General features: G+C 69.7%; 19 protein-coding genes and 1 pseudogene. 9 read left to right on the forward strand and 11 right to left on the reverse strand.

Annotated features, from left to right (window positions below; genetic code table 11):
* Positions 1-2 precede the first annotated feature (2 nt).
* Positions 3-851 (reverse strand): SDR family oxidoreductase, encoded by an 849-nt coding sequence (locus tag WMF39_RS05340; RefSeq protein WP_437744463.1) that lies wholly within the window; start codon positions 849-851, stop codon positions 3-5.
* A 406-nt stretch (positions 852-1,257) separates the two neighbouring features.
* Between WMF39_RS05340 and WMF39_RS05345 the strand changes: the two genes are divergently transcribed.
* Together WMF39_RS05345 and WMF39_RS05350 are read left to right on the forward strand one after the other, a co-directional pair.
* Positions 1,258-4,176 carry a protein kinase domain-containing protein gene (locus WMF39_RS05345; protein ID WP_437744464.1) on the forward strand — a complete coding sequence of 973 codons (2,919 nt, stop codon included), beginning with the start codon at positions 1,258-1,260 and terminating at the stop codon, positions 4,174-4,176.
* 113 nt (positions 4,177-4,289) lie between these two features.
* Complete coding sequence (locus tag WMF39_RS05350) at positions 4,290-5,180, forward strand: LysR family transcriptional regulator (protein ID WP_437744465.1); 891 nt, start codon at positions 4,290-4,292, stop codon at positions 5,178-5,180.
* Positions 5,181-5,212: 32 nt separating this feature from the next.
* Here WMF39_RS05350 and WMF39_RS05355 read toward each other — a convergent pair whose 3' ends face one another.
* Both WMF39_RS05355 and WMF39_RS05360 read right to left on the reverse strand, forming a co-directional pair.
* Positions 5,213-7,465 carry a hypothetical protein gene (locus WMF39_RS05355; protein WP_437744466.1) on the reverse strand — a complete coding sequence of 751 codons (2,253 nt, stop codon included), beginning with the start codon at positions 7,463-7,465 and terminating at the stop codon, positions 5,213-5,215.
* 366 nt (positions 7,466-7,831) lie between these two features.
* Entirely contained in the window at positions 7,832-8,791 is a 960-nt protein-coding gene (locus tag WMF39_RS05360; protein ID WP_437744467.1) for a TetR/AcrR family transcriptional regulator C-terminal domain-containing protein, read from the reverse strand.
* Between the two features lie 206 nt (positions 8,792-8,997).
* Between WMF39_RS05360 and WMF39_RS05365 the strand changes: the two genes are divergently transcribed.
* Positions 8,998-10,179 (forward strand): FAD-dependent monooxygenase, encoded by a 1,182-nt coding sequence (locus WMF39_RS05365; RefSeq protein WP_437744468.1) that lies wholly within the window; start codon positions 8,998-9,000, stop codon positions 10,177-10,179.
* Here WMF39_RS05365 and WMF39_RS05370 read toward each other — a convergent pair.
* Both WMF39_RS05370 and WMF39_RS05375 read right to left on the reverse strand, forming a co-directional pair.
* On the reverse strand, positions 10,133-10,990 hold the full coding sequence (locus WMF39_RS05370) for a LytR/AlgR family response regulator transcription factor (RefSeq protein ID WP_437744469.1): 858 nt from the start codon (positions 10,988-10,990) through the stop codon (positions 10,133-10,135). The two genes, WMF39_RS05365 and WMF39_RS05370, sit on opposite strands and share 47 nt — an antisense overlap.
* Positions 10,987-12,030, reverse strand: coding sequence for a sensor histidine kinase (locus WMF39_RS05375; protein ID WP_437744470.1), 1,044 nt, complete (start codon positions 12,028-12,030; stop codon positions 10,987-10,989). The genes WMF39_RS05370 and WMF39_RS05375 overlap by 4 nt, the downstream gene beginning before the upstream one ends.
* 287 nt (positions 12,031-12,317) lie before the next feature.
* On the opposite strand from WMF39_RS05375, the gene WMF39_RS05380 reads away from it, so the two are divergent.
* Together WMF39_RS05380 and WMF39_RS05385 are read left to right on the forward strand one after the other, a co-directional pair.
* On the forward strand, positions 12,318-13,787 hold the full coding sequence (locus tag WMF39_RS05380) for a cytochrome c peroxidase (RefSeq protein ID WP_437744471.1): 1,470 nt from the start codon (positions 12,318-12,320) through the stop codon (positions 13,785-13,787).
* 19 nt (positions 13,788-13,806) lie between these two features.
* Positions 13,807-13,953 (forward strand): hypothetical protein, encoded by a 147-nt coding sequence (locus WMF39_RS05385; RefSeq protein ID WP_437744472.1) that lies wholly within the window; start codon positions 13,807-13,809, stop codon positions 13,951-13,953.
* A 150-nt stretch (positions 13,954-14,103) separates the two neighbouring features.
* Here WMF39_RS05385 and WMF39_RS05390 read toward each other — a convergent pair whose 3' ends face one another.
* Both WMF39_RS05390 and WMF39_RS05395 read right to left on the reverse strand, forming a co-directional pair.
* Positions 14,104-15,465 (reverse strand): CotH kinase family protein, encoded by a 1,362-nt coding sequence (locus WMF39_RS05390; RefSeq protein ID WP_437744473.1) that lies wholly within the window; start codon positions 15,463-15,465, stop codon positions 14,104-14,106.
* 243 nt (positions 15,466-15,708) lie between these two features.
* Positions 15,709-16,041: a cupin domain-containing protein gene (locus WMF39_RS05395; RefSeq protein WP_437744474.1), complete on the reverse strand. Its 333-nt coding sequence runs from the start codon at positions 16,039-16,041 to the stop codon at positions 15,709-15,711.
* Positions 16,042-16,110: 69 nt separating this feature from the next.
* Between WMF39_RS05395 and WMF39_RS05400 the strand changes: the two genes are divergently transcribed.
* Both WMF39_RS05400 and WMF39_RS05405 read left to right on the forward strand, forming a co-directional pair.
* Positions 16,111-17,046: a LysR family transcriptional regulator gene (locus WMF39_RS05400; RefSeq protein ID WP_437744475.1), complete on the forward strand. Its 936-nt coding sequence runs from the start codon at positions 16,111-16,113 to the stop codon at positions 17,044-17,046.
* A 312-nt stretch (positions 17,047-17,358) separates the two neighbouring features.
* A complete protein-coding gene (locus WMF39_RS05405) occupies positions 17,359-17,856 on the forward strand; it encodes a hypothetical protein (protein WP_437744476.1) in 498 nt (165 codons plus the stop codon).
* A gap of 100 nt (positions 17,857-17,956) precedes the next feature.
* Here WMF39_RS05405 and WMF39_RS05410 read toward each other — a convergent pair whose 3' ends face one another.
* The gene (locus WMF39_RS05410; RefSeq protein WP_437744477.1) at positions 17,957-18,958 is read right to left on the reverse strand and encodes a hypothetical protein; all 1,002 of its coding nucleotides are present in this window, start codon (positions 18,956-18,958) and stop codon (positions 17,957-17,959) included.
* Between the two features lie 50 nt (positions 18,959-19,008).
* Here WMF39_RS05410 and WMF39_RS05415 point away from each other — a divergent pair, with 50 nt between their 5' ends.
* Complete coding sequence (locus tag WMF39_RS05415; protein ID WP_437744478.1) at positions 19,009-19,584, forward strand: exonuclease domain-containing protein; 576 nt, start codon at positions 19,009-19,011, stop codon at positions 19,582-19,584.
* A 10-nt stretch (positions 19,585-19,594) separates the two neighbouring features.
* Here WMF39_RS05415 and WMF39_RS05420 read toward each other — a convergent pair whose 3' ends face one another.
* Together WMF39_RS05420 and WMF39_RS05425 are read right to left on the reverse strand one after the other, a co-directional pair.
* Positions 19,595-20,053 (reverse strand): hypothetical protein, encoded by a 459-nt coding sequence (locus tag WMF39_RS05420; RefSeq protein WP_437744479.1) that lies wholly within the window; start codon positions 20,051-20,053, stop codon positions 19,595-19,597.
* 465 nt (positions 20,054-20,518) lie between these two features.
* Positions 20,519-20,683, reverse strand: a pseudogene (locus WMF39_RS05425) (DNA glycosylase AlkZ-like family protein); the annotation flags it as partial.
* 920 nt (positions 20,684-21,603) lie between these two features.
* Between WMF39_RS05425 and WMF39_RS05430 the strand changes: the two are divergent.
* Positions 21,604-23,865, forward strand: coding sequence for an SdrD B-like domain-containing protein (locus WMF39_RS05430; RefSeq protein ID WP_437744480.1), 2,262 nt, complete (start codon positions 21,604-21,606; stop codon positions 23,863-23,865).
* Between the two features lie 325 nt (positions 23,866-24,190).
* Here WMF39_RS05430 and WMF39_RS05435 read toward each other — a convergent pair whose 3' ends face one another.
* The gene (locus WMF39_RS05435; RefSeq protein ID WP_437744481.1) at positions 24,191-24,937 is read right to left on the reverse strand and encodes an outer membrane lipoprotein-sorting protein; all 747 of its coding nucleotides are present in this window, start codon (positions 24,935-24,937) and stop codon (positions 24,191-24,193) included.
* Positions 24,938-25,020: the final 83 nt, after the last annotated feature.

Below are 25,020 nucleotides of genomic sequence, written 5' to 3' on the forward strand. Positions count from 1 at the left end.
TCTCAGCCCTTCACGTCCGGTGGAGCGCCCGGCGCGCCGTCCGGCTCGGGGATGGACCAGATGTCGCCCCAGAGCGGCTGGCCGCCGTCGACGCCGTAGACCGCGCCCGTGATGAAGTCGTTCTGGTCGCTGGCGAGGAAGACGATGAGCCGCGAGACCTCCTCGGGGGTAGCGAGGCGCTTGAGCGGCGTGGCGCGCCGCGCGAGCTCGAGCAGCTCGTCGCCGTACTGCGACGTGCCGCTCGACCGGATGTTGCTGCCGGGCGCGACCGCGTTGACCCGGATGCCGAGCGCCGCCCACTCGACGGCGAGCGAGCGGGTCAGGTTCTCCACGCCGGCGCGCGCGGCGCCCGTGTGCGCCATGCCCGGGAAGCCGCGGCTCACCGACGCGGTGACGTTCACGATCCGGCCGCGGCGCGCCGGGAGCATCGCGCGCCTCGCGACCTCGCGCGTCATGAAGAAGGTGCCGTTCAGGTTGTTGCGGACGACCGCCTCCCAGCCCTTCGGCGTCATGTCGCTGGCCGGGCTCGGGAACTGGCCGCCGGCGTTGTTCACGAGGACGTCGACGCGGCCGAATTTCCCGAGGACCTGGCCCACGAAGGCGGCGATCTGCTCCGGCTCGCGGATATCACACGGCGCGGCGAGCACGTCGTCGCCGGGGACGCCGTCGCCCGCGAGCGTGCTCGCCGCGGCCTCGAGCTTGTCGGCCCGGCGGCCGCAGAGCGCGACCTTCGCGCCGAGGTAAGCGAGCTCACGCGCACACGCGAGGCCGATGCCGCTGCCCCCGCCGGTGACGATCGCCACCTGGCGTTCGAAGAGTCCTGGGGCGAAGATCGAGCGCACCTGGGTCACGCCCCGCGTTTACAACGGCTCAGCGGGCGCCGCCACACGCTGGGCGATCCGGGGTGGTTCCGGCGTCCCAGGCAGAAAGGCCCCGGCGTTCGAGGGCGCTTGCCCGTCCGGCTCCGGCGCCTGGCGCGGATTGCGCCGCGGCTCGGCGATCGCCCAGCGCGCCTGCCAGACGCCTCGCGGCCGGCGCGCGGTCGGACCGCCGATCCCGCTGCGCGACGTCGGCGCTGCTCACGTGAGCGACAGCGCCTCTCGAGCGAGGCATTGTTGAACGAATCGGGTCATTTGCGTGTCCTCACGACGTCCATGGGCCCCGGAGCCGCCCTCGCCTCGGGGCACGATTCCGGCGCTCCGGCGGAGCGAACCGCGCGGAGAGCAGCGCATTCCGCATGATATCCTCTCGCTCGTCATGGACTCTGCGTACCTCGAAGGGCATGTGATCGCCGATCGGTACCGCGTCGTTCGCGTGCTTGGCCGCGGCGGCAGCGCGATCACCTACGAGGCCGAGGACCTCTCGACCGGGGGGCGCGTCGCCGTCAAACAGCTCCTGATCTGGAAGCGCGCGGAGTGGAAGGCCCTCGATCTGTTCGAGCGCGAGGCGAGGGTCCTCGCGAACCTCACCCACCCCAGCATTCCTCGCTATATCGATTACCTCAAGCTCGACGGCGCGCAGGGGCCTTGTTTCTATCTGGTGCAGGAGCTCGCGCCGGGGCGACCGCTCTCGGCCTGGGTCAAGGGCGGATGGCGCGCCGACGAGGCCGAGGCGTCGACCATCGCGCGGCACGTCCTGCGGACGTTGCTTTATCTCCAGGGCTTCAGCCAGCCCATCGTCCACCGCGACATCAAGCCGCAGAACCTCCTCCGCCACGAGGACGGCTCCGTGTACCTCGTCGATTTCGGCGCCGTGGGGGAGGCGCGGGACACGACGTCGGGAGGGAGCACGGTGGTGGGCACGTACGGTTACATGGCCCCGGAGCAGTTCCGCGGCCGCGCCGCGCCCGGGAGCGATCTCTATGGGCTCGGCGCCACGCTGCTGCACGTGCTCTCCGGCCGCGATCCCGCGGATCTGCCCCAGAAGGGCATGCGGTTCGACGTCCGCGGCAGCGTCCAGGTCTCGCCCCCCTTCGCCGACTGGCTCGATCGCATGCTCGATCCCGACCTGGATCGCCGGTTCGCCACGGCGAGGGAAGCGCTCCTCGCGCTCGATCGCCCGGCGGAACGCAGCCCCCGGCGGGGCCTGTTCGCGGTGGCCGCGGTCGCCCTCGGCCTCACGGCCGCCGGCGGCGCCGCCCTGGTCGTCCATCGCACCCGATCGGTTCCGCTCCCCACCGCGGCCGTCTCGCGCGACGCGCCCGGCACGCCCGGCACGCCCGCGACGACCGCCGCGAAGGAAGCGAAGGAACGGGCGTCCTTCGCCCCTCTGCGCACGCTCTCGGGGCACTGGTCCGCGATCTTCGAGGTCGCTTATGACCCCGGGGGCAAGCGCCTCGCGAGCGGCAGCAACGATCTCGCGCTCAAGCTCTGGAACCTCGACGACGGCCAGCCGCTGCGCTCCTTCGCCGGGCACACGAAGCGCATCGGAGGGATCGCGTTCACGCCGGACGGCAAGGCGCTTGTTTCTGCGGCCGACTCGACCGTGCGGCTCTGGGACGTCGACTCGGGCGCGCCGCTGAAGACGCTCGACGCCGGCGCCGGGGTCATCACCGATCTCGCGCTGTCCGCCGACGGCGGCCGGGTCGCCGTCTCGAGCATGGATGGGACCGTGCGGGTGTTCTCGATCCGGACGAGCGAGAGCGAGAAGACGTTCCAGAACGGCGGGCGCGTCATGTCCGTCGCGATGACGGCCGACGGGCGCGTGGTCCTGAGCGGCGACGACCGCGGGGCCGTCCGGATCTGGTCGGTCGAGACGGCCAGCGAGATCGGCGTGCTTTCGGGCCACGCCGGGCCGGTGAACCGCATCGTGATCGGGCCCGACGGGCAGACCGTGATCAGCGCGAGCGACGATCGCACCATCCGCCTCTTCCACCTCGGCAGCCGGAAGCCGCTCACCACGCTCTCCGGGCACACCGACGAGGTCTGGTCGCTCGCCCTCTCACCGACCGGCGACACCCTGGTGAGCGGCGGCAAGGACGACATGATCCGGGTCTGGGACGTTTACTCGGGCAAGCTCAGGAGAGAGCAGCGCGCCGGCCTGAACGGCGTGATCGCGCTCGCCTTCCACCCGGGCGGCGCGCAGTTCGCCGCGGGCGGCGGGAACAACCAGATCCGCATCTGGGCGGCGCCGGGCAAGGTGTGGAGGCCGCCGGTGCCGCCCGCCGACTACGCGCCAGCGCCCGTCGTCCCCGAGCCGTCGCCCTCCGTCGAGGCGTCGCTCGTCCGCGACGCCAACGCGCTGCTCGACGAGGCCAGATCGCAGAGCGTCTACCAGCGGGCGCGCGCGCTCCTCGATCAGGCGATCCGCACGAACCCCGCCTACGCGCCGGCCCACGCGGCGCTCGGCCGCGTCGCGTACAAGAGCGGTTACCTCCGTGGCAACGAGTACGAGCCGGACAGCCTTGTGCGCGCCCACGAGCACACGGACAAGGCGCTGGAGCTCGACCCCGGGTGCCTGGACGCCCATGTGGTCAAGGGCTGGGCCTACATGTTCCAGAAGAACCACGGCGAGGCGCGCAAGAGGGTCGAGGCCGCGGAGGCGCTCCGCCCAGGCGCCGACGACGTGGTCCTCCTGTCGGCCACCCTCGCCGAGCGCGAGGGGAAGACCGAGGAGGCCCTCGCGGGCGCGAAGCGGATCATCGAGAGCAGCAAGAACCCGCAGGTGCTGGCGCGCGCTTACGACATCCTCACCGACGTCTACAAGGCCATGCGTGAGTGGGACGCCGTGGAGGATACCTACCTGGCGATCGTTCGCCTCGATCCGAAGTCTGCCTGGGCCAAGGGCAACTACGCCGCCTTTCTCACGTGGAGAGAGGAGCACGATCGGGCGGTGGACATGGCGCGAGCCGCCCTCGCCACGAGCGATTACCCGATAGGGCGCACGATCCTGGCCAGCGCGCTCTGCGGCAAGGGCCGGCAGCTGCTCGCCCGGCAGGACCTCGAGGGCGCGCGGGCGCAGTTCCTCGCCGCGAGGGAGGCGTACCCCGGGAGCGCCGAGGCGCCGCACGGCATGGCGCTGTACCTCCGGGCGCTGGCGGAGAAGGAGCAGGAGCAGCAGAGACGCGCCGAGCTGCTCGCCGAGGCGAAGAAGCACCTCGAGGAGGCGCTGCGGCTCGATCCCAAACACCGGGGCGCGCAGAAGGCGCTCGCAGCGCTCGACCGGCCCGCGCGCTGAGGGCGCCAGGACCGCGGGTCAGAAATCCTGCCAGAAATGCCGGGGCGCTGTCAGTGCCGGCCAGCTTCGTGACGTTCCAGCTGAAGGCACACCTGGGCTAAGCTCGACCCCTCGTGACCAAGCCGTCAGACCTCGACTGGAACGACCTTCGCTACGCCCTCGCCGCCGTGAGGGCCAAAACGTTGGCTGGCGCGGCGCGCTCGCTGGGCGTCGAGCACTCGACGGTAGGCCGCAGGCTCGTGGCGCTCGAAACGGCGCTGGGCGCCCCGCTGCTCACGCGCGGCCCCGAGGGGCTTTCGCTCACGGCGATAGGCCAGACGGTCGCGCCGCTGCTCGAGCAAATGGAGCAGGCGGCGCTCGCGGTGCAAGCGGCCGTGCGGTCGCAAACGGTTCGGGTCAAGCTGGCCACCCCCTCGGCCTTCGGCCGCTTACTCGCCCCGCACATTGGCGCCTTCCAGGCCGCCCGCCCCGAAATCGTCCTGGAGATACTCAGCGGTAGCCGCCCGGCCGACCTCAGAAAGGGCGAGGCCGACGTCGCGCTGCGTTCGGGCACGGTCGACGGCGACGATCTCATCGCCAAGAAGATCGGCGAGCTCGATTGGTCGCTGTATGCCTCGGAAGCCTACCTGGCGCGGCACCCGGCTTCGGCCGGCTCGTGCGACCTTCGGGGGCACGACCTGTTGGGTTTCGAGGTCGGCATCAGCAACACCCCTCTGGCCCGGTGGCTCGAAGAGCGCAGCGAAGGCGCCCGCGTGCTCATGCGGTACCGCGAGGTGAGCGACCTTCTGGCCGCCTGCGTCGCGGGCATGGGCCTCACCATCTTGCCTTGCCTGCTCGCTTCGCTCGAGCCTTCGCTCCGGCGGCTCACGGGCGAGAGCCTCGGCAAGAGCCGGCTCTCGATCGTATACCGCAAAGAGGCGCCCCTCGCCGAGCCGGTGAGGGCGGTCATCGAGCTCGTCACCGAGGCGTTGCGCGGGCACCTCGGGACCCCAGGGCGCCGCTGACGAGCGGCGCCCTGCCCCGGGGCCATTCGGGGTTAAAGGTCCCGCGAACGGTGCCAGAGGGTGCCGTCGGGGCCCACGACGAAGACGTCGAGCCTGCCCGGGGCCGAGCTCACGATGATGGGGTCGCCGCCGACGTCGACGGCGAGCGTCGCCCACTCGGTCTGCCCGGGCCACCAGCTGCCCGCGCTCCACTCTTTGTAAAGCAATCGACCATCAGTGCTCCGGGCGACGACTTCGAGGTGGCCGACGTCCGACGAGACCAGCGACGGGGGCCCCGCGAGGTTGCCGCCCATGTCATACCACTCGGTCTGGCTGGGCGACCAACCCGACGCCTCCCAGGCCTTGTTGTACGCGCGGCCGTCGGCGCCGCGGCCGACGATGTCGAGGTGGCCGGCGCCCCACGAATCGACGACCGGGGTTTCGGCGAACTGCCTGCCGCCGAGGCCCTGCCAGCCCGTCTGGGAGGGCCACCAGCCGGCCGACGCGTTGTAGACCTTGTTGTACGCCCGCTTGCTCGCGTCGAGCGCGATGACGTCGATATGGCCGGCGCCCCACGAGGCGGCCGTCGGCGCGGAGCCCATCGTGCCAAGGTCGTTCCAGCCAGATGGAGAGGGCGACCACTGGCCCGTCAAGGTCGACCACGACTTGTGCAAGACCTTGCCCGACGCGCTTAGCGTGAATACGTCGAGCGAGTCGGGGTCGGGCGAGACGGCGACCGGCGGTGTCGAAGCGGGGCCCCCGAGAGAGTCCCACGTGGTTTGCGAGGGCCACCAGCCGGCGAGGATAGGATCCCACACTTTGTGGTAAACCGAGTTGTCGTTGCCGAGCATGAAGGCGCTCAGGTGGTCGCCCCGCCTGACGAGCGCCGGCGCTTTGCTCGACGAGCCGCCGAGGCCCGCCAGGCCGAGCTGCGACGGCCACCACGAGGGGGGCGAGCCGGGGGTTTGCACCTTGTTGCCGAAGGTGGCGTCGGCGTTTCTGACGACGAGATCGAGCTGGCCCGACGGCTTGGTCGCGGCGGCCGGAAGCCCCCGTACCCCGGCGCCGGCGGGCTCCCAGTCGCCCCAGCCTCTGCCGATGCCGAGCGCGGGCCTTTTGCCCCGGGCGCCGGCGAACCACGACGAGTCGACGTCGTAGCTCAGAACGCGCTTCACCTGCTCGACCTGCGAGTCGCTGAGCGACCAGCGGTCGCCGGTGTAGCCCGGATCGTAGTTATAGCTCATGACGTTGGCGCCGAGGTTCGGCGCCGACGGCGTGTGGCCGGGCAGCGTGAGGCCGAGGCCCTTCAACCCGTCGTCGCCCGTATAAAGAATGTCGCAGGCCGAAGGGAAGCTGACGCAAAGGCACGTTTGGCTGTAACCGGGGTCGGCCTGGTTGCAGTCGGCGTACTCGAAGCCCGTGCGCGGCACGGCCAAGCGCAACGTGCGGTCGGGCTTGGCCGGGGGGCAGTTGTTGAGCGAGCCGTAGCAGGCGAAGCCGAGCGGGCTCTGCGCCCAGCCGCTGTTGCCTTGAATGGGCCGTAGCGACGATTCGGGGTAGCCTGCGGCCTGCGCTCGGCTCGAGAAGTAGACGTTGGTCGTGGTCGCCGGGGGCAGGTCGGCGGGTTTGTAGACGAGGTCCCAGAAGTCGGCGAGCTTGGCCGGGGCGCCGGTCGCGGGGTTCTTCAGGTTGGGGTTCGACAGATCGTAGCCGAGGCCCGCGCCGCGGAACGAGTGCGAGAGGCCCAAGTAGTGCCCCAGCTCGTGGGCGAAGGTGCGGTTGCCCGCGCCCATGTTGTAGCGTTGTATGATGATGCCGTTGCCCTCCCACGGGTAGGCGCCCCAGGCTTGGCTGCTCGAGCGCACGGTGAAGACGACGATCTCGTTTTCGTTGCCGCAGAGCGAGGCGGCGCGAAAGAGGGCCATCTCTTCCGACTCGGTGCCGCTCAGCCCCGGGGCCGCGCAGCCGGCGTTGAAGGCGACGGGGGGCGCCGACGAGGGGGGCGAGGGCCAGGCGTAGCTGCCGCCGATGGTGGTGAAGGTCGGGCTCGTGATGACGACCGATGCGGCCAGCGAGAAGCGAATGCCCGCCTTGACGAAGGCGGCGTTCGCGCCGGCAATCTGCTCGTTCAGGGCGGTCCGGCCGAGCGAGTCGTCGGTGCCGTCGACGAACTGAACGAACCGGATTGGAATCTCTCGGTGGATGATGGTCGTCGAAGACGATAGCCCGGCCGACACCTCGGCCACGGGGGCGCCGTCGGGCGCGGGCTCGAGATCGACGCCGGGGGTGCCGCAAGCTGTAGGCAAAAGAATGGACGCCGGAAGGGCGCGTGCCAGGAAAGACAGGTGAGTCGACCGAAATGTCATTGGGGTTCCTTGGTGCGTGGGATGACGGCGCCCTGAACGGGTCGGGGCGGCGCGCGCCCCCGCGATGGGGCGGGCGGCGCGGGACTCGCCCTGCCGTCGTTGCAAGGCTTTGGTACCCGCCGGCGGACGAACCGTCGATTCGCAATGCGCGCCCAGGCCCGTGCAAAAATGCACGCACCCCCTCGGGGATAGTCATCCGCCCCCCTCGCCCTGGTGAACGCCTCCGCTGCCGGGTCGAGGCCTCGGCGCTACGCCTTCACGGCGGGGGTCCGCTCGCTCATCGCGCGCTTTGCGCTGCGGGCCCGTTCATTCGCGCGGCCGCAGCGTCTTCATGAGGCCGTCGATCATCGGCTGGAGGCCGAACTCGAACACGCGATCGAGGTTGAAATCGTACCCGCCCGAGAGCTCGTCCAGCAGCCTGGCGAAGCTCGGATACGGCCCCGACGTCGCGATCGCCAGGAACGCGGCCCCCTGCGATTCGTTCCACTGCGCTTCGGTCATCCCCGTGGTGGCCTCGGCCTCGCGCTCCGACTCGAGGTTCACGGCGATGCCGCGAACGTAGCTGTAGAGCGTCATGTGCGCCTCGAGCCGGGTCGCCGCGTCGAGCCCGGGGGCTTCCATGGCACCGAGGATCCACTCGGCGTGCGCGATCACGTTCCGCAGCGCGACCGGCCGCGCGAGCGGCAGCACGTGCGCGAGCCATCCGTGCCGCCGGTACAGCGCCCACTGCGCGCGGGCCGCGCGGATCAGGGCCTCGCGCAGATCGCAAGGAGGCGACCTCGGCAGCGGGTGCTCGCCGAACACCGCGTCGATCATGAGGAGCACGAGCGCGTCTTTCCCCTCCACGTAACGGTAGAGCGACATCGTCGGCACGCCGAGCTTCGCGGCGACACCGCGCATGGAGAGGGCGTCGAGCCCCTCGTCGTCGGCGAGCCGGATGGCGGCCTGCACGATCCGCTCGCGCGTCAAGGCGCCGCCTCGCTCGGACGGCTCACATGCCGCGCGAACGCTCTCGGCCACCACGTGGCCCGAGCGCGGGATCGAGCGGATGAGCCCCTCGTGGCGCAGGGTCGACAGCGCCTTGGTGGCGGTGGCGAGCGCGACGCCGAAGGAGCGGACGATCTGGCGCGTCGAAGGGATGCGATCGCCCGCACGGAGGCGCCCGGACGCGATGCGCGCGCGCAGGTCGTTCGCGATCTGCAGGTAGGGCGGTCCGTCGGCCGACTTGCGGCGGTTCGTCGACGCGCCGCGCTTCACCGGAGGCATGGTGACTGTACTAGCACAGATGGTCGGTTGAAAGCGCGCGCGACGCTGCCTGGCGCGGCGCGCGACCGCGGCTGTTCTAGCCTAGAATGTTGGGCCATGGCGCCACTCGTGGGGTGCCGGATGCCGCCGTCGTCGCCATGCTCGTGCGTACGTCATACGCGGTCGGTTGCGTACGTCGTACGCAACCTTCCCCTCCGAGGTCCCCCATGTCGAACGGCACCGTTCTCGTCTCCGGCGCAGGCATCGCAGGCCCCGCGCTCGCCTACTGGCTCTCGCGTCGCGGGTTCACTCCCACCGTGGTCGAGCGCGCCCCCGCCCTGCGGGCAGGAGGCAACGCCGTGGACTTCCGCGGGCCGACGCACCTGCGCGTCCTCGGCGAGATGGGGGTGCTCGACGCGATTCGACAGCATCAGACTCACATGCGGGATCTCGCGATGGTGGACGAGACCGGCCGGCGCCTCGTCACGCTCCCCGCGGCGTTCGCGAGCGGCGACGTGGAGATCGAGCGCGGCGACCTCAGCCGCATCCTCCACGAGGCCGCGAAGGACGCGGCCGAGTTCGTGTTCGGCGACAGCATCGCCTCGCTCACCGACACGCCCGACGGCGTCGACGTCACGTTCGAACGCGGCCGGCCGAGGCGTTTCGACCTGGTCGTGGGCGCCGACGGGCTGCACTCCCGCGTGCGCGCGCTCGCGTTCGGCGACGAGTCGAGGTTCCTGCGCTTCCACGGCCATTACGTGGCGACGTTCGCCGCGCCGAACCACCTCGACCTCGATCACCAGGGCCTCATCTTCAGCGAGCCGGGGCGGGCCGCCAGCATCGCGAGCGCCCGCCGCCCCGAGGAGGCGACGGCGCTCCTGATGTTCGCCTCCAGGCCGCTCGGCCACGATCCGCGCGACGTGGCGCAGCACAAGGCCATCCTCGCCGAGCGTTTTGCGGGGATGGGGTGGGAGGTGCCGCGTCTGCTCGAGGCGATGAGGCAGAGTCCGAGTCTGTATTTCGACGCCGTGGGGCGGATCGACATGGATCGCACTTCGCGCGGTCGCGTCGTGCTCCTGGGCGACGCCGGCTACGGCGGCACCCTCGGCGGACAGGGGACCGGGCTCGCCGTGGTCTGCGCGTACGTGCTCGCGGGTGAGCTCGCCGTCGCGAAGGGAGACCACCGCGCCGCGTTCCAGCGCTACGAAGCGCGGATCCGTCGATATGCCCGGCGCTGCCAGCAGGGGGCGAAGCACGTCGGCTCGTTCTTCGCACCGCCGACCCGCGTGCACCTCGCGCTGCGCAACGCGATGTACCGGGCGCTCACGTCGCGCCCGCTCTCCCGCTGGTTCGAGAAGATGGTCACGAGCGCCGCCAGCGACCTCGTGCTCCCCGCGTACCCGGCGTGACCTCCTCGCCGTGTCTCGATCGCGTGGGCTCGTTTCCGCGGCGCAATCCAGCGGTGTTTGCGAGCAGCAAGTCGAGCACCTGCTGCGCGCGCTCACGCGCGACCGGAACCTGGACACCGCGACCGTGCGCCGCGAGGCCGTCGCCCACCCAGACGCGGGTCTCGCCCTCTCGCGTGAGCTCCTTGACGTGCGCCACGTTGATCAGCCAGTTGCGGTGCACACGCGCGAAGGACCGCCCGAAGGACGACTCGATGGCCGCGAGCGAGAGGTCGATGTCGAAGGCGCCGTGGGAGGTGTGCACCTGCGTCAAGCGCTCCGCGGCCTCGAACGCCCAGACCTCGTCTCGGTCGAACAGCACGAGGCCCTTGTTCCGCCGCGCGGCGATCCGCAGCGGACTCGCGCGCTCCGGCCGCGGGTCGCGCGCCCGCAGCCTCTTCAGGCACTGCTCGACACGTTGCTCGGTGAAGGGCTTCAGGAGGTAGTCGGAGACGCCGAGATCGTAGGCCTCGAGCGCATGCGTGTGGAACGCGGTCGCGAGCACGAGCAACGGAGCGCCCGGCAGCGCCGCGAGCTCGCGCGCGACGTCGAGCCCCTCGTTGCGACCGCCGGAGAGGCGCACGTCGAGGAACACAACATCGAAGGCGCGGCGCCCTTCTCCGAGGAGGAGCTCCCGCGCTTCTCCCGCGGACGATACGGCGCCCGCGACCTGCGCGAGGTTCGAGCCATCGAGGAGCTCGACGAGGTAGTCGCGCGCCGCCCACTCGTCCTCGACGACGAGCGTACGTAGCTTCGCGTCGCCCTTCGTGCTCATGCCGTCGCTCCTCGAGTCATCAGCACCTCGACGACCGCAGCGGTTCCTTCGCTCGACGACGAGAGGCGCAGCTGTGATCCGGGGCACCTCAGCTGGAGTCGCCGACGCACGGTGTGGAGGCCGAGCGCGCCCGAGCGCGGCTCGTTCGCCGAGAGACCGGGCCCGTTGTCCGTCACGGTACATACGAGCTTCGATGACGTGCCGGCCTCATGGATCGCCGCCCGCACGGTCACCCGTCCGCCGCCCGCGCGACACAGCGCGCCGTGCTGGACCGCGTTCTCCACCAGGGGTTGCAGCAAGAGCCGCGGCAGCAGCACGCCGCCGACGTCGGCCGGAATGTCCCAGTCGAAGCGCAGGGCGTCGCGGTGGCGTGACTCGAGGATCTCTGCATAGCGCCTGAGCCACGTGATCTCCTGGTCCAGCGGCTGCATCTCGTCCTCCCCTTGCAGCGAGCCCCGGAGCAGGTCTCCGAGTGACCCGATCAAGCGCCGCGCCTCGCGCGGATCCTGCACGACGAGCCCCGCGATCGTGTTGAGCGTGTTGAGGAGGAAGTGCGGCTCGAGCTGTGAGCGCAAGCGCGCGAGCTCCGCCGAGACCCGGAGTTGCTCCGCCTCGAGGCGGAGCTTCTCCGTCTCGAGCGCGCGGCGCTGGGCTTGTTCGGTCACGTGCGGGGACACGAAGACGAGCCCCCAGATGCCGGCGAGCACGAGGCCCATCATGGCGCCGAATCCCGCGACGAGCGGTGGGGAGAGCGGCCCCTTCTCGTCGAGCTCGACGCCGAGGAGCCCCTCGAAGACGAGCACGAACGCGAGCGCGAACAGGGCCCCGACGACGACCGCCCCGAGGAGGCTCACGACCAGCAACCTCGTCGGGCTGAAGCTGCGCTCGACGCCGCGCTCGAAGGCGGCGGTGAGGGCGAGCAGCACCACCGGCGCCGCGACCAGCCAGAGCGAGAAGCTGATGACGATGCTCGCGATGTGCTCCTCGCCGCCGAGATCAGGGGCGGTCTGGAGCACCCCGACGCCGATGGCCGAGGCCATGCCGAGGAGCCAACGTCGCCGGGTATGGAGGGTCAGCGGCGCGCGCGAAGCAGAGCCTTCCATGAAGGAAAGCTACCATTCGGGGAGACGGTCCACAACGTTCGCCGCTCGCACGATGAAGCGAAGAAGGGCCGCAACCGAGCGCTCACCGGCTCGTGCGCGAGGAGCGACGGCTCGTCGGAACCAACACCCGGCTCGTCGGAAGTGCACGGCAGAGCCGCGCGCCAGATGGGAGAGCTGAGAACCCCAGCCAACCCATCACTCCCACTCGCTCAGACGGACGAACCATGACCCAACACACATTCCGCAGAGAGCGCGAGCCGTCCGGCGGCTCGCGTCCAGGCCGGCTCGTGACCCGCCCTTGGCATTGGGCCGCAGTCGTGCTGATGGCGACGAGCGCCTGTGGCACGAGCAGCGCGAGCAGAGAGGACCTCACGGGAGAGCAGCTCTTCAGCACGCCCTTTCCGCGCTCCAACGGCCGCTCGTGCGCCACCTGCCACGTACCGGAGGACAACTTCACGCTCACACCCACCCACGTGGCGCGGCTGCTGGAGACGAACCCGGACGACCCGCTGTTCAACGCGATCGACGCCGACGACCCCACGGCCGAAAAGCTCACCTTCGAGCACCTGAAAAAGGGCCTCGTGCGCGTGTGGCTCACGTTGCCCGACAACGTGGACCTCATAGACGATGCGGGCGACGTGATCACCCCGAGCGATCGCAAGCTCTTCGTGTGGCGCGGAGTGCCCTCCATCGCTGACTCGGCGTTGACTGCGCCTTTTCAGCTGGATGGACGTATGAAAACGCTCGAAGATCAAGCCCAAGGAGCCATCACCGGGCACAGCGAAGGCGGCGAGGCTCCCCGGAGCGAGCTCGAGCGCATCGCCGCGTTCGAGCGCGACGTCTTCTCCTCGAGCCGGGCGCGCAGCGTCGCGGAGGTTCTCGCCGGCGGCGGTGCCCCGGAGAGCGCGCCCGACGTCGAGGACGAGCTCGATCTCACTCCGACGGAGGAGCGGGGACGAGAGGTTTACAAGGCCATATGCGCGGCGTGCCATGGGGGCGGCAACCAGGCGACCATCGTGGATCGGGATATCCACGATCTGGCGTTCCCGGTCATCAAACCCGACGGAACCGTGCTTTATGAAGTGCCAGCGACAGATCCCCCGACCCCGGTGCTCGCCGCTCAGCCCAAGAACGAATTTCTTAATATTGGGTCGGCATACGAAACATTCATGGGTCAGCTGGACCCTGATTCGCATGTCTTTACAAGGGATGTGAGCTTTCCACGTTACCGGTATCGGTTCTACACGGACGATTCTCGAAGGGAGATAGCCGCGGACCTGCCTCCGGCTCCCCCGCCGGGCTTCGATGACGATCCGGGCGGCGATGGCGACCCCGCGGGCCTCAATGACGATCTGGACAGCGATGGCAACCCCGTCGCGGGGCCGAACTTCGGGCTACAACTTTTCTCCGCCGATCCGGGTCGCGCCATGATCACCGGGAGCCCCAACGACTTTGAGGCATTCGACGTACCGACATTGCGTGGAATAGGGAAAACTGCTCCCTACTTCCACGACAATGCCGCGGACACCCTGGAGAGGGTTGTTGACGCCTACAGCGACCACCTGCTCTCCAGATTCCCATCCCTCACCCTGCCTGGGGAGAAGGAGCCGGACGATGATGGGGATATCGGCCCTCCCGAAGCGTTGACCGCCGATCAGAAGAGCGACCTGGTGGCCTTTCTGAAGCGGCTGTGAGAGCCAGCCGACGCTCGCGGTGGACGATCTCGACCTCGCGGCCTTCATGTGCGTGAAGACGGTCGAGACGCTGACGCACACGGCGGTGGTGAACGACGGCGCCTACGTCGCCGGTCCGAGGATGAAGACGTTCCTCGACGAGACGACGCGTCTCGTGGCCGGCTAGCTCACGGGCACGTGATCCGGCGCGCGTCATCCAGGCGCGCTCGAAGCACGCGGATCAGGAGCGCCCGGAGGGCGACGTGTGCCCGCGGCGCGTCTCGCCGTGGCGTGAAGGCGGCGCCCTTCGAGGCGCGCCGCCCGCGCGGTGAGCCCCTTATTCGCCGCGCTCCGTGCGCGCCGCCTCGTCGAGGAAGCGCTCCATGCGGCTCCGCATCTCCGACAGTTCGCTCCTGAGGTACGCGACGTCCGCCTCCCACGCGGGGCGGGGGGGCCCATGCGCGTCTTCCTCGACGGAAGAGCGAATGAGCTTGGCGTAGCGGTCCACCTGCTCCTCGAGCCGCCCTTCGCGGAACGGGCCGTCGAGCAGGCCCCGGACCGCGCCCCGGTAGCCCGCGAGGTCCTGGCGAAGGGCGCTGAACAGCACGTCGCAGCCGGGCACGCGCAGCTGCGCTCTGCCTTCGAGGACCGGGACGTCTTCGGGGCACGTCTCCGGCGTCTCCGTCCAGTGAGCCGCCCCGCCGAAGAAGCGCCAGCTGCCCAGGCTCAAGGTGTTGTCGAGATCCCACGGAACGATGCGGAACGTGCCCGACGAGGGCTCTTCGTAGACGAAGTAGTTGTGGTTCGCGGCGGAGCCGTCCGCGTCGACGTAGAAGGTGGTGATCCCGTCCCAGTTCAAGATGGCGTCATCGACGGCCAGGTAGCGCTGGAGCTCCTCGACATCCATCCATGTCGACAGGGCGGCGAGGCGCTCCGCGCCCTCGGTGGACGCGAGGTCCTCCGCGAACGCGATGAAGCGCTCGTGCGTGGCCTCCTCTTCGTTCGTCTTGATCTTCTCGGCATAGTAAGCGGGGTCGGTCGAGACCGGCCAGGCTGCTTCGTAGAGGCTGCCGTCGGGATCCTCGGGAAACTGGTTCTCCGTGAAGCGGCCGTCGGCGTCCTCCACCATCGAGAAGAGGCCGAGCGGCTCGCCGTTCACGTGCAGCGTGGCCCACGCGCTCCTCGGGGCGGCCACGCCCATGTCCCTGTAGAGATCATAGGCGAGCCGCTCGTGGAGCTTCGTGGGGTCGCGGATCATGGAATGGAAGTTCAGGCGCTTCTGCCGGAAGAAGCGCTGTCCGTCGACATACTCGTCGAATCTCACCTTCATGCTGAGCTTCGGGCAGGGGAGCTCTTGCTGCTCCTCGACGCACATCTCGAGGGTGCCGTAGCCGCCCTTGAAGCGCAGGCCCACGAGGCCCAGGCTGCTGCCCCTGTAGCAGGCCTCCGCCTCGACGTACTCCTCCTCGATCGGGTTGGCCTGGAGGTCCGCCCAGGTCTCGTCGCGAAGCCGGAAGTCGAAGCGCGGGACGTCGCTGGCCGCGTACAGCGCGCTCGGGTCGCCGTCGGCCACCGCGGCGTCCGGCGGATAACACGGCAGCGTCGCTCCCTGCCCGCCGTTCTCGATCTCTTCGCCCCCACAGCCCGCGCCCAGCGTGGAGAGCGCCAGCGCGAGCAAGAGGCAATACGTTCGTTTCATCAGCCGCTCCTTGCGGGCGGCGAGCCTAGTCGCGGCGTTCGCGCCTGTCGACGCTCGGCGTTCGCGCGTCGCGCCAGGACGGCTGTCGCTGAGCGCCTCGATCCGGCGGAAGCGCGTGCGCCGCAAGCTGCCTCGCTGTCTGCCCGAGCTGCCGGTCTTGCGTCTCCAGGGCGCGTGGCTTGCTCACCGAGCTCGGCGAGCCCACCGATGTTCAAGCGCGCTCACCCGACCGAGGGCCGCCGCTCAGCGCGCGTCGGTGAGGTCGAGGCCGCCCGGGAGGACGACGAAAAAGACGCTCTCCTCCTCGGCGTATCCGTCGTGGCTCTCGCCCGGCGCGGTCCAGAGGTAGTCGCCTGGCGAGAGCACCCGCTCGCCGATCCGAAGCCTCCCCGAGACGAGGTACGTCTCTTCGCCGCCGGGGTGGTCGTGGCGCCGCGCGTGCGCCCCCTTCTCCATGCGAACGAGCACCGTCAGCCCTTTGCCGCCGTCGTGGCGGCGCAGGAAGCTGAACTGGATGCCGGGCGCGACGGTCTCGAAGGACTGATCTTGCTGCTGGTGGAAGGTCGTCGTGTTCATGAACCCACTATGATCGTCGCCTCGGTATGTGAGAAACTCATGTTTCGCATGACTTCATGAGAGCAGCTCATGTCCCAGATGCTCGAGATCCGCCACCTCCGCCTCGTCCGCGCCATCGCCGAAGAGGGCGGGCCCACGCGCGCCGCGGCGCGCCTTCACCTGACCCAGTCCGCCGTGAGCCATCAGCTCGCCGAGCTCGAAGGCCGCCTCGGGGTCGTCCTGTTCACGCGCGTCCGGCGCCGGCTCAAGCTCACCCCGGCCGGCGCGCGGCTGCTCGACGCCGCGCGCACGATGCTCGTCGATCTGGCGCGTATCGAGCGGGACCTGCAGTACGCCGGATCGCGCAGGCACGAGGTCTTCCGCATCGCCGTCGAGTGCTTCACCACGTACTACTGGCTCCCGCCGGTCCTCTCGGCGCTCGCGAAGGACCATCCGCATGTCGACGTGCGCATCGTGCTCGAGGCGCGGCGCGAGCCCGTCGCCGCGCTCCTCCGCGGCGAGATCGAGATCGCCATCGTGAGCTCGCCGGTGCGCGATCGCGCGCTCGTCGTCGAGCCGCTCTTCGACGACGAGTGGACGGTTATCGTCTCACCGTCGCATCCGCTCGCCGCGCGTCCGTACGTCACCGCGATCGAGCTCGGTCACGAGAAGCTCCTCACCGTCGACGCCCCGCGGAGCGACGTCGAGCGCCTTCGCGAGCTCATCGCCAGCGAGCGCGCGCCGATGCCGCTCGCCGCGCGCGTGCCGCTCACCGACGCGCTCGTGGATCTGGTCAAGGCCGGTCTCGGCGTCGGGCTCGTCTCCCGCTGGGCCGTCGCGCCGAACATCGCGCGCGGCGAGGTCGCCGCGCGCCGCCTCACCCGCGACGGCCTCCCGGAGCAGTGGGCGGCCGTCTACAGGCGCGACGCGGCTGCGCGCTTTCCGCTCGCGCGCTTCGTCGAGCTCCTTCGCGCGCCGTCGTCCCTCATCACCCCTTCACGCGCGCGCCAGCGACGGTCCCGTTGACGATGGCCTGTCGAGGACGCCCCGATGTCGGACGTCCTCGTAGGCCCAGCGGCCCAGCGCCTCCCGGAACCAGCAACCAGCCCGGGGAACGCGGCGTCACGAGATGAGAGGAGTGGAGGCATAGAGGATACGGAGGGGCGAGCAAAGAAACTCCGTGTCCTCTGTGGCTCTGGAGCTCGATTTGCCGGCTCTTCATGGGAACTCGGGCCGAATGACTTGGGTAAGCTGAGCTGAGGACAGAACGAGGCATCGCGACGCGAGCGGTCCCGCTACTTCGGTTCGCCGTGCCACACTTCCTGGTATCGTGCCCGGATGAACGAGGACGAAGAGCTTCGCGAGTCCGAGAACCTCGAGGAGATCGTCCGCGCGGCGGCGGGCGACGCGGCGGTGGGCGTGACCGACGGAGAGAGCGTCGACGACGTGCGCGATTACGGCCGGGTCCTCGACGCGCTCGACGCGATCTCGGGCGGCGTGCTCGGTGTCACCACGCGCCGCTTCGAGGAGGGCGCGACGCGCACGATCGTGCTCGAGCGGGGCGCGCGAGCGGCGATCGAGCTCCGCCTGGAGGGCGATACCGACTGGATCGACCATCCGGCGCTCGTCGAGCAGCTCGATCGCGCGCTCGAGGCGGACGGCGCGTCGGGCCGCTTCTATGCGTTCTGTTCGCGATCGTGGGGACAGGAGGTCGGCTTCGCCTACCTGCCGAAAGCCGAGGGCCAGCGCATTGCGGAGCTCGTCGCGGCCCGGGAGGAGATCGCGATCTTCGAGGACTTCTTCCCCAAGGGGCGCCAGACCGTCGACGAGGACTGAGTCGGCGCGCCCACCGATGTTCCAGCGCGCTCACCCAACCGGGGTGCGGCCCGTCTCCCAGAAGGAAAAGGAGAAGGCCGCGCAGGCGGCTTGATCCGCCTCAGCCCTTGTTCCCCGCTCGCCGCTCGAACCGCAGCCTGAGCACCTCGTCCTCGAGCTCGTTCGCGATCGCCATCGCCCGCCGCCGCGCCGCCGCGCCCTCGTCGCCGCCCACGATCCGCGCCAGCATGTTCAGCGCCATCGCGCGCATCCGCATGTGCCCGCCGTCCCCCGCGTGCCGGCACGCCTCGCGCGCGAGCGCGGCGCCTTCCTCGGGGAAACCCTGCTTCCACCGCGCATACGCCAGCCCGTTCGCCCGCCGCGACCGCGCGAAGGCCGGACCGTCCTCCGGGATGCGCCGGTAAAGCGCCTCCGCGGCCGCCGGATCCGGCTGCTTGCCGCCCCAGGAGCGGTTCCGCTCGAAGGCGCGTTGATCGATCCACCGGGCGAACAGGCAGGCTCGGTCGCAGGCGGGCATCGGCAGCTCGAAGAGCGGCTCGATCTCGTCGAGCAGACCGGGCACGCGCGCGACGTCATCACGGCTCGCCACGAAGGCCTCTGTGAGCAGGGCCTCCACCCGCGCCTCGGGCGGGGCCTTTCCGAGCAGCGGCCGGATGCGGGCGAGGTGCGTCTTTCCGGCCTCGCGGTCGTCGCCGCGCAGCACGCAGGTGGCGTGGGCGAGGGCGAGGAAGACGTGGGAGGTCGGATCCTCGCTCACCGGCGGTCGATCCCAGAGGCGCAAGAGGTCCTGGGCGAGGGGCAGGGGCAGGTCGGTGAACCGCGAGTGATAGGCGCCCATCCAGCGGGCGCGCTCGGTGAGCGCGTCCGGCAAGCCGAAGGCCGCGAGCGCGCGCGCCCCCCACGTCCCGCCGTCCCGCTGGCCGCGCGTCCGCAGCCGGCGCAGGGCGCGCTCGATCGAGTACACGTCGTCCTCGTAGCCACGCAGGGAGGAGAGCCGCTCGGCGACCGCGGTCAAGGAGCCGTGCTGCGCGACGAGCCAGGCGACGTAGTCCTCCCAGGAAAAGCCCGCGGGAGCGGCCTGTCCGGTTTCGTGTCCGGGCATTTTCTTCGCGCGGATCCTATCAAGGTCCAGCAGAAGAGAGGAGGACGGACATGGGAAAGGAACCTGCGTTTTTCCTGGTGATCGATCTGGAGGCGACGTGCGACGAGGAGGGCCGCATCCCCGAGCGCATCATGGAGATCATCGAGATCGGCGCGGTCCTCGTGGACGGCGCGACGCTCGAGCCCGTGAGCGAGCTCGCCACCTTCGTGCGCCCGGTCATCCGGCCGAAGCTCACGGCGTTCTGCACGAAGCTCACCACGATCACGCAAGCAGACGTCGACGCCGCGCCCACGTTCCCCGAAGCCGTCGCGGCGCTCGGGCGCTTCGTCGGCCAGCGGGAGGCGCTCTTCTGCTCGTGGGGCGATTACGACCGCAAGCAGTTCGAGATCGACGCGGCCCGCTGGGGCGTGCCCTTGCCGCTGCAGGGGCACATGAACCTCAAGAAGCGCTTCTCCGCGGCGCTCGGGGTGACCCAGCGCTACGGCATGGCGAGCGCGCTCGAGCGGCTAGGACTCCCGCTCCACGGGACACACCACCGCGGGATCGACGACGCGCGCAACATCGCGCGTATCCTGCCTCACGCGATTGGCCGCGTGCCGATCCCCGAGGCAGGGCCCGCGGGGTGAGCGCCTCGCCTCAACCCTCGCGCGCCACGCGGATCGCCTCCGCGAGGCCGGCGGAGGTGAGCTCGGGGTCCTTCAGGAGCGTCGCCGCCCAGGTCGCGAGCTCGCCGGTCGTCCGGAAGACGTTCGGCGCCCGCCCCGTGTGCAGCAGCATCATGATGGAGCGGACCGAGGCGGCGATGAACCCCTCCGACTCGACGAGCGTGGCCGTGCCCCTGAGGTTCCGGGAAGGGGAGCTCGCCGCCCGCCGCATCGCGGCCCGGCTCGCCTCGTCCGGCGGTAGGGTGTGCTGAAGGGGGAGGACGACGACGAAGACCGCGCCGCCCGGCTGGTCCGCCGCCCAGCGCGCGAAGAGCTCTCGCGAGCGATCGATCCCGACCGCGGTGGCCTCGCCCCGCCAGACCAGCAGCATGAGCCGCCGCCACACCGCCACCACGTACCCGTCCGTGCGCTCGAGTAGCTCGGCCGTCATCGGAGGAGGACGGACCGTTATCATTGTGGCGTATTGTCCTTCCGCCGGGGGGATGGTCGTCAAGCCCATGCCGATGATTCGGCGCTCGCCGGACCCGGCGGACGCGGCTACGCCAGGAGCCCGTCCCTGTCTAGCTGCTCGAGGGCCGCCTGTCGCGCCGCTCGGCCGCGGTCCCGCTCAGCGCCGCGCGCAGCGGGAAGCGCGTGGCCGGGCCCACCATTCTGGTCGGGCGCCCTGGTGAGCCGGCTTTGGTGTGCGGCGTACCAGCGGCGGCGGACCTCCGGCGCCGCGCCGGGGGCGAGCAGCCGCCCACGGTTGGAGCCGCTTCCACGCTGGCCCGGGTTCGACGAGCTCGAAGACGTGCTGATATCGTGTTGCGCGCGCCGCTGGTCATCCCCTGTAAGCAGGAAGATCCGGTATTGGGGTGGCAGCGCGGGTGCAGCGCAGCGGACCATCAAGTTCGCCCCACGGCAGCGGCAGCGCGTGGTAGCCCAGCTTGCGGTTGGGCGCCGGCACATAGGCCTCGAAGCGATAGGCCCAGCCCCACAGCAGCTCGAAGCGGCGGCGGTCCCACACGACCGGATCGAAAGGCGCCAAGAGGCGCACCGACTCATCCGGCGCATGGCGGCGCGGCGCGGCGCGGCGCGCGCGGCCGGCCGGCCGGCTGGCCGGGCCGTCGTCGGGCGGGTCTCCCTCGGCGGTGGGCGCGGTGGACGATGAACGTGTGCGATGAACGGTGCGCGATGAACGGTATGTGATGAACGGTGCGCGATGAGCTGCGCCCGGCGCCTGACACCCACCCGCACGCGAGCCCGCATGCGAGCCCGCATACGAGCCCGCATACGAGAACGAGACCAAGAGCCACATAAAAAGCTCACGCGGCAAAAAATGGATCTAGACAGGCGAAGCGAAGACTCGTTATCTTGAAAAATGGTCCCGTGCGCATTCTGCATCAAATCTCGTCAGACACTCCCGCGTACCTGATCGGATCGTGTTCGTCCCTCGGCCTCCTCGAAGGGTCGGCGAGGGCTGCTGATCCGGCTGAGCGTCGTGGCGTGCCGCCGCCGCACGCGCCGCGCGGGGCACGCCGCAACCCGCGGACCGCGACCTGCGCACTGGCCATCGATATCGATGCGACATCGATGCGACAGACCACGCTCGTCTCTGCGTTCCTCCCCACAGATCGCGAGAAGACGCGAGAAGATGCGGGAAGATGCGGGAAGAAGCGAGACGACGCGAGACGCCCAAAAACGTCACCGCACGACCCAAAATTGTCACTGCGCAACTCGATGTATTTTTCTGGTCTGTCTTCAAAAAGATCTGGACACCTTCGTAGTCGAGTTGCTATCTTGAACACTGTCACCTTGCGCATCCGCCCTCTGATCGAAGCACAAGCACCCGCGTACTTGATCCGATCCTGATCAGCCCGCGGGGGCTCATTCCGACCGGAGCCCGCGAAACCGACCTCGCCTGACCCGTGTGTCATGGTGCCTGCTATTCGGATGACGCTCCAGCAATGGTTCACCCGTGAGGACCTCGAGGAGCTACCAATGAAGCAGATCGCAATCGCATCTTCTGCCGCGCTCGCCACGCTGTTCATCACCGCCACCAGCCTCGCCAACACGACCGCTCCGTCTCCCACGTGCACCGTGATCAAGCGGGGTGTCCTGGGCGACATCTACAACGCGGAGATCTGGAGCCTCGCCCCGAGCTACCACGTCCCGTCCCCGTTCGAGGTCAACACCGGGTACTCCAGCTCGGTCGGAGAGAAGCGCGCCCTGTTCCGCTTCGATCTCAGCCCCATCCCCGCCGGCTCTCTCGTCACGTCGGCCAAGTTCTACGCCCTGACGTACACGAGCACCGCGAAGACCGTGTACGTCCACCAGGTGCTCGCTCCCTGGAGCGAGCCGCTCGTCACGTGGAATAACTTCGGTGGCATGGACCCCGCCGCGTTCACCTCGTTCGTGCCCAACGTCACCGGGTGGACCACCGTCGACCTCACCGGGATGGTGCAGCAGTGGGTGAGCGGGACGGCGCCGAGCTACGGGATCCTCCTCGAGGAGGGCGCCAGCGGGAAGACGTCGTACAAGGGCAGCGCCCACACCGACATGGGTTACCGGCCTCTCCTCGAGGTCTGTTACACGGTGCCGAAGGGCTCGATCGGCGACAAGGTGTGGTTCGACGCGAACGCGGACGGCATCGAGGACGCCTCCGAGCTCGGTATCTCCGGCGTCGTCGTCGACCTCTTCGGCGACGCGAACTGCGACGGCGTCGCCGACGGCGCCCTGCTCCAGACGGCGGTGACCGGCGCGAACGGCATCTACCGCTTCACCGAGCTCGAGGCGGGCTGTTACGTCGTCGACGTCGACGACGCGACGCTCCCGCTCGGCCATATCCTGACCAGCGACGACGAGCCGCTCGGCGTGTCCCTCGACGTGGGTGAGAACGTGGCCAACGCCGACTTCGGCTACGTGACGTACTCGTCGATCGGCGACACGGTCTGGCTCGACAGCGACGCCGATGGGCTCTACGAGCCGGAGACCGGCGAGCTCGGCGTCAACGGCGTCCGTGTCGAGCTGTTCCAGGGGACCCAGCTGGTCGACTTCACCATCACCGGCACGAGCCCCTACACCGGCCAGCCCGGCTTCTACCTCTTCGACACGCTCCCGGCGGGCACCTACTCGGTGGTCATCACGCCCGACAACTTCATGACGAGCGGTCCGCTCGCTGGACAGGAGCCGACGGCCGATCCCGATGGCGGGCTCGACAACGTGGGCGTTGTCTCGCTCGGCTGGGCACAGGACCTGCTCGACGCGGACTTCGGCTACCAGCTCTCCTGCGGCAACGGCGTCTGCGGCGGCGACGAGAGCTGTTCCACCTGCGCCGTCGACTGCGGCGTCTGCCCGCCCCAGTGCGGCAACGGCACCTGCGAGGCCGGCGAGGACTGCAGCAGCTGCAGCGCCGACTGCGAGGTCTGCCCGCCCGCCTGCGGCGACGGCACCTGCAACGGCAGCGAGAGCTGCGGCACCTGCGCGGCCGACTGCGGCACCTGCCCGCCGGTCTGCGGTAACGGCACCTGCGAGGCCGGCGAGGACTGCGGCAGCTGCTCGGACGACTGCGGCGCCTGCCCCGCGGTCTGCGGCAACAACGTCTGCGAGAACGGCGAGGACTGCTCGACCTGCACCGGCGACTGCGGCGCTTGCCCCGCGGTCCCCGGCAACGGCGTGTGCGAGGCCGGCGAGAACTGCTTCGAGGTCCCGAGCGACTGCGGCATCTGCCCGCCGGTCTGCGGCAGCGGCGTCTGCGAGGCCGGTGAGACCTGCTCGAGCTGCGCGGCCGACTGCGGCGAGTGCCCGCCGGTATGCGGCGATGGCGTCTGCAAGGCCGGCTCCGAGGACTGCTCGAGCTGCGCGACCGACTGCGGCGCCTGCCAGTGCGCCTCCCCCGGCACCGGCACCCCCGGCTACTGGAAGAACCACGAGAGCGCCTGGAAGGTCTCGCAGCTGACCATCGGCGGCAAGACCTATACGAAGTCCCAGCTCCTCGACATCATCAGCCGTCCGACCAAGGGTGACGTCACGTACACCATCGCGAAGCACCTCATCGTCGCCAAGCTCAACGTCGGTATCGGCAACCAGTCGAGCTGCATCGAGGACACCATCGCCGCGGCCGACGCCTGGCTCAAGAGTTACCCGCTCGGCAGCAACGTGAAGGAGGGAGGCAAGAGCTCGCCCTGGGCGACCGGCGAGCCGCTCGCCACGAAGCTCGACAACTACAACAACGGCCTCCTCTGCGCGCCGCACCGTGACTGACCGATGATCGGCCGATAACCGGTGATCGGCCAGCAAGCCGAGAGCTCCCCCGAGGCCAGCGCCCGCCCCGAGCGAACCTCCTCAAGCGCGACCTGCGCTGGCCCCTCCCCCTCTCCTCGGCCGCTTCCCCTCCTGCGCCGCTCCCTCCCCGAGTTCCTCCTCACCGAACGTCCTGGTCCGCGATCGGCAGCCTCATCGCTCGATCGCTCCGCAACCAGCAGCCCATGCGAGGCGTGCCTCTTCCTCCTTGATGCCCTTCATCGAGGAGGAGGCGACCCTGAGGTCGAGTGCTTCAGGAGATGGTGGCCGTCGACGGCCGCGCCGCTCACTTCTCCAGGTTGCGCTTGGAGAAGGTGTCGTCGCTGATGGCCTCGTTCACCTTCACCTTCTTGCGCGTGAGCGTGGTGGTGAGGTTCTTTGTGTGGTCCACCATCTTGAGGGTGCCGGGGGTGCAGACGTCGCCGTCGCAGGAGTAGCCGGTGCGGGTCTCGGTCTTCACCAGCTTGCCCTCGGTCTTGTAATACTTGATCTCGCTGGGGACGTTCTTGTCCTTCGTGATCGTCATCTCGATCTTGGCGTAGGAGGTCGCCTGGCCGCTCCTGGGCGTGAGCGTGAGCTTGACCTCCTTGTCGCTGGAGGAGCTGACGGCCGGCGTGTAGCTGCCGTACTTCTGGGTGGCCAGGTCTCCCTGGCTGAAGGCCATGCCGAAGGCGCTCTGATCGCTCGTGTGGCTGGCGATGCGGCGGACTTTGCCGAAGGACGGCAGATAGACGTACATCTCGGAAGGGGAGAGGATGAGGACCTTGGTGCCTTTGAGGTCGGCGGGAGCTGTGAACTCGGCGAGGCGCTTCTCGCCCTTCATCCACACGTTCAGGCCGACGGTCTTGTCGGGTCTGCCGCTCTCCGTCGTCTTGGCCTCGTATTCGAAGTAGAGCGTCTTGGCCTTGTTCATGGCCGCTTCGGTCGCTGCCAGCGCCTTGTCGGCGGCGTCGTCGGCCAGCGCCGCGGGGGCGTGCGAGAGACCGAGCGCGACCGTGGTGGCGAGGATGGAAACGAAGCGCGAAAACCTCATCGGGACCTCGGAGAGCTGGGGGGGGCCCGCCGCTTGCCGGGGCGGAGCCGCCGTCGCGGCTTCACCTGCATGAGCGTGGGGGA

It is taken from the genome of Sorangium sp. So ce1504, from assembly GCF_051521635.1.
Classification (GTDB): Bacteria; Myxococcota_A; Polyangia; order Polyangiales; family Polyangiaceae; genus Sorangium; species Sorangium cellulosum_B.

Bases quoted from the DNA above. Each gene is read 5' to 3' on its own strand.
- WMF39_RS05360 (WP_437744467.1), bottom strand. From the start codon at position 8,791: ATGCCTCCGGTGAAGCGCGGCGCGTCGACGAACCGCCGCAAGTCGGCC.
- WMF39_RS05400 (WP_437744475.1), top strand. From the start codon at position 16,111: ATGTCCCAGATGCTCGAGATCCGCCACCTCCGCCTCGTCCGCGCCATC.
- WMF39_RS05380 (WP_437744471.1), top strand. From the start codon at position 12,318: ATGACCCAACACACATTCCGCAGAGAGCGCGAGCCGTCCGGCGGCTCG.
- WMF39_RS05395 (WP_437744474.1), bottom strand. From the start codon at position 16,041: ATGAACACGACGACCTTCCACCAGCAGCAAGATCAGTCCTTCGAGACC.
- WMF39_RS05370 (WP_437744469.1), bottom strand. From the start codon at position 10,990: ATGAGCACGAAGGGCGACGCGAAGCTACGTACGCTCGTCGTCGAGGAC.
- WMF39_RS05435 (WP_437744481.1), bottom strand. From the start codon at position 24,937: ATGAGGTTTTCGCGCTTCGTTTCCATCCTCGCCACCACGGTCGCGCTC.
- WMF39_RS05410 (WP_437744477.1), bottom strand. From the start codon at position 18,958: ATGCCCGGACACGAAACCGGACAGGCCGCTCCCGCGGGCTTTTCCTGG.
- WMF39_RS05415 (WP_437744478.1), top strand. From the start codon at position 19,009: ATGGGAAAGGAACCTGCGTTTTTCCTGGTGATCGATCTGGAGGCGACG.
- WMF39_RS05405 (WP_437744476.1), top strand. From the start codon at position 17,359: ATGAACGAGGACGAAGAGCTTCGCGAGTCCGAGAACCTCGAGGAGATC.
- WMF39_RS05420 (WP_437744479.1), bottom strand. From the start codon at position 20,053: ATGACGGCCGAGCTACTCGAGCGCACGGACGGGTACGTGGTGGCGGTG.
- WMF39_RS05390 (WP_437744473.1), bottom strand. From the start codon at position 15,465: ATGAAACGAACGTATTGCCTCTTGCTCGCGCTGGCGCTCTCCACGCTG.
- WMF39_RS05365 (WP_437744468.1), top strand. From the start codon at position 8,998: ATGTCGAACGGCACCGTTCTCGTCTCCGGCGCAGGCATCGCAGGCCCC.
- WMF39_RS05430 (WP_437744480.1), top strand. From the start codon at position 21,604: ATGAAGCAGATCGCAATCGCATCTTCTGCCGCGCTCGCCACGCTGTTC.
- WMF39_RS05375 (WP_437744470.1), bottom strand. From the start codon at position 12,030: ATGGCCTCGGCCATCGGCGTCGGGGTGCTCCAGACCGCCCCTGATCTC.
- WMF39_RS05345 (WP_437744464.1), top strand. From the start codon at position 1,258: ATGGACTCTGCGTACCTCGAAGGGCATGTGATCGCCGATCGGTACCGC.